9 protein-coding genes are annotated in these 6,000 nt (G+C 36.0%); 8 read left to right on the top strand and 1 reads right to left on the bottom strand.

The window, feature by feature from the left end; translation table 11 throughout:
- Positions 1-123: 123 nt before the first annotated feature.
- Complete coding sequence (locus tag ACZIX2_RS11215) at positions 124-453, bottom strand: helix-turn-helix domain-containing protein (RefSeq protein WP_463340178.1); 330 nt, start codon at positions 451-453, stop codon at positions 124-126.
- A gap of 103 nt (positions 454-556) precedes the next feature.
- Here ACZIX2_RS11215 and ACZIX2_RS11210 point away from each other — a divergent pair, with 103 nt between their 5' ends.
- From ACZIX2_RS11210 to ACZIX2_RS11175, 8 genes are all read left to right on the top strand, one after another.
- On the top strand, positions 557-823 hold the full coding sequence (locus ACZIX2_RS11210) for a hypothetical protein (protein ID WP_463340177.1): 267 nt from the start codon (positions 557-559) through the stop codon (positions 821-823).
- Positions 824-835: 12 nt separating this feature from the next.
- Positions 836-1,411, top strand: coding sequence for a helix-turn-helix transcriptional regulator (locus ACZIX2_RS11205; protein ID WP_463340176.1), 576 nt, complete (start codon positions 836-838; stop codon positions 1,409-1,411).
- Between the two features lie 88 nt (positions 1,412-1,499).
- Positions 1,500-1,802 carry a hypothetical protein gene (locus tag ACZIX2_RS11200; RefSeq protein WP_463340175.1) on the top strand — a complete coding sequence of 101 codons (303 nt, stop codon included), beginning with the start codon at positions 1,500-1,502 and terminating at the stop codon, positions 1,800-1,802.
- Positions 1,799-4,669, top strand: a complete 2,871-nt coding sequence (locus tag ACZIX2_RS11195; protein WP_463340174.1) for a primase-helicase family protein — start codon at positions 1,799-1,801, stop codon at positions 4,667-4,669. Before ACZIX2_RS11200 ends, ACZIX2_RS11195 begins: the two co-directional genes overlap by 4 nt.
- A gap of 9 nt (positions 4,670-4,678) precedes the next feature.
- Positions 4,679-5,053: an nSTAND3 domain-containing NTPase gene (locus ACZIX2_RS11190; protein ID WP_463340173.1), complete on the top strand. Its 375-nt coding sequence runs from the start codon at positions 4,679-4,681 to the stop codon at positions 5,051-5,053.
- A gap of 20 nt (positions 5,054-5,073) precedes the next feature.
- Complete coding sequence (locus tag ACZIX2_RS11185) at positions 5,074-5,379, top strand: hypothetical protein (RefSeq protein ID WP_463340172.1); 306 nt, start codon at positions 5,074-5,076, stop codon at positions 5,377-5,379.
- A gap of 14 nt (positions 5,380-5,393) precedes the next feature.
- A complete protein-coding gene (locus tag ACZIX2_RS11180; RefSeq protein WP_463340171.1) occupies positions 5,394-5,669 on the top strand; it encodes a DUF3127 domain-containing protein in 276 nt (91 codons plus the stop codon).
- Positions 5,645-5,884: a DUF7220 family protein gene (locus ACZIX2_RS11175; RefSeq protein WP_463340170.1), complete on the top strand. Its 240-nt coding sequence runs from the start codon at positions 5,645-5,647 to the stop codon at positions 5,882-5,884. Before ACZIX2_RS11180 ends, ACZIX2_RS11175 begins: the two co-directional genes overlap by 25 nt.
- Positions 5,885-6,000: the final 116 nt, after the last annotated feature.

Here is a 6,000-nt window from a genome sequence, read left to right as displayed (position 1 = left end):
AAAACTTTTGAAAAGGAATGGGGAAAAACAAAAAAACGATACTAAAAAATTAGTATCGTTTTAAGTGAACGCAGAAGGAACCCTAAAACAACGCCAAAGGCACGTGTTTATTGACTTTATTTTTTATTCGTGGCTTTTTTGTGCCAAATATTCCTTGATATTTCGTAATTTCTCTTCTATTATTTCTATATCTGCCAGTACATTGTGATTAGCAGCGTATGATGATTCTGGTTCTTTGAGTATATCTCCTGTATTGCTTTCTTCGCTAAAAATGTACTGTAGGTCTATTTCTGGGAATTTCTTCACCAACACAGTTATAAAATCTGAATTTACTTTATCGGATCCTTTTAAATATCTGCTAATCATATTAGGGCTATAACCTAATATTTCTGCTATTTCTTTCTGTTTTAAGTCCTTACTCTTGAAAAATAAACGCAACCTTTCGTTATACATAAATTAGAATCGTTATAAATTAATACTTAAAATACATTTTTGTATTTCAAAATGTACTACGAGTACATTTTTATACTACATTTGTGACATAAATACCGAAGTTATGACAAATATACCGAAAAAAGGCAAACACGATGATGTGCATTCGCATATCACTCAGGCAAGGGAAATTATAGAACGATACTTGCCAAAATTCTATGGAGAATTGGTGATAAATAAATTACCAAATACTGGAGTAACTCGCGGAACTATCAGAAACGTTCGAAGAGGATTCTCTGATAGACTAGATGTTCTTAATGCAATGGTCGAAGTAGCATTAGAGAACAAACAAGTAATTGAAAACCTAAAAAAGAAAATTCAAGAAAACTAAATCACAACTACCATGACAACCAATGTAATGCACAACAACCTTTATCCCGGTATGGCTTGTAACGCCATCGAATTCTTCTTGCAAAACAATGAACTAAGGATTATTCAAAACGCAAGAATATTACCCTTTTGCGAAATATCATTTGCAACTCAACAAATACTTCAAGAAGCCATAGATCAAGACCTAGAAGTCAAACTAGCTCTTCATGACATGCACCCTACTTCCAATGTTAGACGTTTGGAACAATTTGCAAAATGCCGATTTGGTGGGCTGGACTTTCAAGGCGATATCAAAGACGGAAAATTACAAGAAGGAGAATATTGGCCTTGCCCCAATCGAGGGAAATGCCAAGCCGAAGGTGTTCTTTGTAAGCTCCCTAGCTTCAACAATCAACAATTATCCAACCAAGACATTCAATTATTGCAGCTTATGGCTACCAACAAAAAAAACGAAGTCATTGCTGGTGATCTTCAAGTTTCTTTTGGCACGCTACACAAGCTCAAGAAAAATCTATACGAAAAACTAGGAATCCAAACCAAACAAGAAGGCGTTTTGATTTCGATGTTTCTCAACCTTATCCAGTTGTAAGCTGGTATCACGTTCTTACCAATTTTATGTGCACAAAACCATCCGCTTTGGGTGGATGGTTTTTTCTCTAATCTAATCAACCATTACCATGTCAAAAGATATTCTCCAAAACAAAATCGCACTACTCGAAGAGCAAATCGAGAACCTAGAGCGAAGCGGTTTTTTTACCGAAAAAGAAATAGACAAATACAGTGTGTTTTATCGCAATGAATTAGAACTTTTAAAATCAGCTCTTGCAGTGACTGTTTTTTGCGAAAGCATTGAAAACGCAGCAAATAAATTCAAAGAAACTTCCAACGCTTTTAATTTCTTAAAAGAAGCAAAAGCCCTTAGCATCAATGTTCACGAACCAAATATATTAACCCAAAACAATAGGAGGTCATCTTTATGAGCTATGTAAAAGACACTGATATTTTCGATGCTACCGACGGTGGACTGGATGTAATCAAAGCTTACTATCCAAACTGCTTAGATGTATTCGAAAAAAGAGAAAAACAATTCAAAATTAGAGGAACAGAAAAAACAGCCTCGGCATCATTAAAAAAACTAGAAAACGGAGTATGGGTTGTTACTGATTTTGGTGGCGATCAAAAATCACGCAACTGTATACAGATCTGTATGGAAGAAGAGTCAGTTTCTTATGGTGAAGCTTGCTCCATATTAGGTGCAAGATACCAGATAAAAGGAGCAGCACTACAAGTGCATAAACCTGTGATTCAAAAAAGAGCCTTAGCCAAAAATGAAACGCCCAATTCCTACCACTTTGTTTACAAAGAATTTACAGAAAAAGAACTGTTTATTCTAGGCCCTAGAGTAAACAAATTGCATTGCGAGGCCTTTCATTTACGCTCTTGTCAATCGTTTACCTATTGCAAAGAAAACGAAACAATTGTGACTGAATCAACAGAGGACTATCCAATATTTGTTTTCGACTTTGGCACATGGCAAAAGATTTATCAACCCAATTCCTATGATAAACAATTCCGTTTTCGATATGCTGGCGAAAAACCAAAACGCTACGTGTTTGGAATGGACCTTTTGCAAAAAGAGTTTGAATTGAAAAAGAAAGCACAGGAGAAAGACGATTATCCAGATATGGATATGGATTACGATGAAGACGAAAAACCAGCCAAAAAATATGACCCAAGAGTAGATGCTGCTTTTATCATATCAGGTGGAACCGACGGTCTTAATCTGTACAGCTTTGGAAAATTTCCATTGTTTACCAATTCAGAAAGTGATCAGTTAGATTTTGATGAAATTAAAAAAATAAAGATGTGGGCAAAAGAAATTTATTACGTAGCCGATTTAGATGCTACAGGAGTGAAACAAGCCTTAGCTATGGGATTGAAATTTCTAGACATCAAATTGCTTTGGTTGCCAGAAAAATTAAAACTATACCGCGACAAGCGTGGCAATCCGTGCAAGGATTTTAAAGATTATGTAGAAAAGTTCTATCATCCAAAAACAAGTACTGCATTCACCAACGGACTCGACAAACTCATCGCCAACGCATTGCCTTTACAGTTCTGGACGGAATGGTTCTCAAACAAAAAAATGAATTACAATTTGTCTAATACAAGGCTGTATCATTTTTTGAAGCTCATGGGTTTTGGCCGATACGAAAGCGAAAATCTAAAAGAAGGTTTCCTGTACATCCGAAAAGTGGGTTCTATTATCAAGATTTTGCACCCCTATGAGATTGAAAACTTTGTTCACGGATTTTTGGAAGAGCGCCAAATGAATCCAGACTTGAGAGATTACATCTACAACTCACCAAGGTTAAAAGAAAACTCATTGTCTAAGCTACCCAAATTAGATATTGATTTTACCGATGCCGACAAGCACACGCAGTATTTATTCTTCTCCAAAAAAGTATGGAAAATAACAGGAGAAGAAATCGTAGAGTTCAAACAAGGAGAGGTTGAAAAATATGTTTGGGAAGACAAAATAATCGATTTTGACATCAAAAAAGAAGACGATCATTTCAAGATAACAACCGATGCCGATGGCGATTTGGATATTGAAGTAGTTAATAAAAACAATCCGTTTTTCAATTATTTGATCAATGCTTCTCGAGTACACTGGCGTAGAGAGTTAGAAGAATCTTTTGAAGGAGGTCTTGAAAAAGAAGCCGAAGAATACTTTCAGAAAAACAAATTCAATATAGCTGGTAGTCGATTGACGGATGATGAAGTGTATGAACAAAAACTACACTTGATTAATAAAATATATGCCATAGGCTATTTGTTGCACAAATACAAAGACGATGCAAAACCATGGTGTTTGTTTGTGATGGACAACAAAATATCCGAAACAGGAGAAAGCCACGGAGGGAGTGGGAAATCAGTAGGATTTGGAAACATGAATCACATTCTGAAAAGAAGATTCTACATCAAAGGGAGAGATCCAAAAGTAACCCAAAACGACTTCATTTACCATGGAGTTACAGAGGACACAGATTTTATCCTTATTGACGATGCCAATCAATATTTAGATTTTGGGTTTTTCTATTCCGAAATCACAGGTTCTTTGAAAGTAAACCCAAAAAATGGGCAACCGTATGAAATACCGTTTAGCAAATCGCCAAAGTTTGTAATTACCTCAAACTTTACCATAAAAGATGATGGCCCATCAACAGCAAGAAGGCTCTTGTTTTGTTCCTTCTCAGATTATTATCATGAGAATAAAGATGGCGAATATCGCGAAGCCAGAACAATATCTGATGATTTTGGAGGGCGCAACTTGTTTCGAGATTTCACTCCAGAGGAATGGAACGCCTTTTACAACTTTTGCGCACAGTGCTTGAAGTTTTATTTGTCGCATCCAGCCAAAATAAACCCGCCAATGGATAACGTGACCAAGCGAAGTTTGAGAGCCGAAATGGGCGATGCGTTTGAAGGATGGGCCGATGCGTTCTTTGCAACGCGAGAAACTAATCCAGGCACATTAGAAGAAGGAGATAAGAAATACTTAGACCAGTATTTTCCAAAAGATTACGCTTTTGATGAGTTTATGAAAGCCACCAAGTCAAACAAGTGGAGTTCTCAAAAGTTTAAAAAAGCGATGAAAGCCTACTGTAGTTTAAATGGGTACCTATTTAATCCAAAGGACCTTCATAATACCGGAGGAAGGATCATTCAAAAGTTTGACGGAAAAGCACAAGAAATGTTTTTTGTAAGAACGATAGAGAATCCAGAAGTATTCAAAACAGTAGACGTACAAGTATACAACAACGAAGAAGATATTTTTAAATAAGAGATAATTATGAAAAAAACATTGATAATAACAGGTAAAAATAAAAGTGGAAAAACAACTGTAGCAGGTGCGCTAATATCTTCTTTGAAAGAAGAAGAAAAAACAGTAGTAAAAGTAGATAGTTTAAGATCAAAATTTTCATTTGCTCAATGCACTGACAAAACAAAAATAATTGTTGTGGATGAAGTTAAGGACATTAAAGATTTAATACCATTAATCTACCATGCAACAGAAGGGGTTGACGTTGAAAAACAAGGGCATAAACCTTTTACGATTTATCCAAAAGTATTAGTTGTATGTGATGAATGCATTACAAGAACCAAAATTGAAGAACTCGGCAACTGTATTTTAAGAAGATTAGAAATAATAGAAACCATTAGTTAATCTGTCAAAACCACACAGCTATGATCATAGAATTTTGGACACAACAATTAAATCCTATCACCTGTTATCAGGCGACCAAGGATTTCAAGAAAAAAGAAAAGGCAGAAGTGAAAGCGCCTACTTTGAACGAGAAAATACAAAAGGAAAGAAGTACTAAAGCTACTAATAAGCAAGCCGTAACTATAGAAGATGACTCCGGTCAGAAAATAGAGTTTGACACCGTAATTGAAGCCGCTGATTTTTTGCAGCTCAAAAAAATACAACTCTATAACATCTTGAATAATCGCATGAAAAACAAAACCAAATACAAAATTTATAAATCTTAAATACTTTAATCAAAATGGAAATCACAGCAGTAGTAAAAAGAGTAACCGAGACCAAAACCGTAGGAACTAACGGATTTGAAGTAAGAGAAGCCGTAGTAACCACCGAGGAACAATACCCACAAACCCTCGAAATCAAATTCACACAAGGGCGTGTCAACCTCCTTGATGGAATTGTACCAGGGCAAAGAGTGAAAATAGCCGTGAACCTAAAAGGGCGCGAGGTGACAAAAGAAGACAAAGTAATGGTGTACAACTCCATCGAAGGATGGAAAGTAGAAAAGCTTGCGTAATGAAACCGCAAACCAAAACGCTCTCGGTAATAGAGAGCGTTGCTAACACCCTGATAGGCTTAGCCACAAGCTTCGGTATACAGTTGTTTATTTTTCCCTACTTCGGAATCATCATCAGCCACACGACCAACGCCAAAATAACACTCCTGTTCTTTGTCGTTTCCTTCCTTAGAAGTTATCTCATTCGTCGATTTTTTAACCAAATAAGAGCGTAGTTATGTATACCGACAAAGAAATCATAACCATTTTCCAGAACTGTAATAATTGGGAAGAGTTACAAGGTGTATGTCATTGTTTTTTGTTCCTGATGGATATTAACGAACTTACTATT

Source organism: Flavobacterium riviphilum (assembly GCF_055231795.1).
Note: the sequence above shows the minus strand (reverse complement) of the source record. Positions and strands in the feature narration are given on the sequence as shown.